Here is a 510-nt window from a genome sequence, read left to right as displayed (position 1 = left end):
TGTAGTGGTCTACTAACCCCGGACACCCATTTAGGCGAGAATGCTCGCCACAGAGAGGTGTCCGATGACCAAGCAACGCCGTACTTTTACCCCTGAGTTCAAGCGCGAAGCTGCATGCCTGGTGCTCGATCAAGGCTACAGCCATGCCGAAGCGGCCCGTTCGCTCGGCTTGGTCGAATCAGCACTGCGCCGATGGGTTAATCAGCTTCAGCAGGAGCGCAGCGGCGTTACGCCGGCCAGCAAAGCGCTGACGCCAGAGCAGCAAAAAATTCAAGAGTTGGAAGCCCGGATCGCGCGCCTTGAACGTGAGAAATCGATACTAAAAAAGGCTACCGCGCTCTTGATGTCGGAAGATCTCGAGCGTACGCGCTGATCCGCCAGCTCAGCGACCATGAGTCCGTTGATTGTTTGTGCGAAGTGTTCGAAGTCACTCGCTCAAGTTACTACGCACATCGTCACAGAAGGCGAACTCCGGACGTTGAACGACTGCGGTTGCGCAGTCGAGTGAGT

Annotated in this window: 1 pseudogene; it reads left to right on the top strand. The window is 56.5% G+C overall.

Features of this window, described 5'->3' with window-relative positions:
- Nucleotides 1-64: 64 nt before the first annotated feature.
- Nucleotides 65-510 (top strand): annotated as a pseudogene (locus HU729_RS25565) (transposase); the annotation flags it as partial.

Origin of the sequence: Pseudomonas sp. RW10S2, from assembly GCF_014268985.1 — a bacterium.
Lineage (GTDB): Bacteria > Pseudomonadota > Gammaproteobacteria > Pseudomonadales > Pseudomonadaceae > Aquipseudomonas > Aquipseudomonas wayambapalatensis.
Note: the sequence above shows the minus strand (reverse complement) of the source record. Positions and strands in the feature narration are given on the sequence as shown.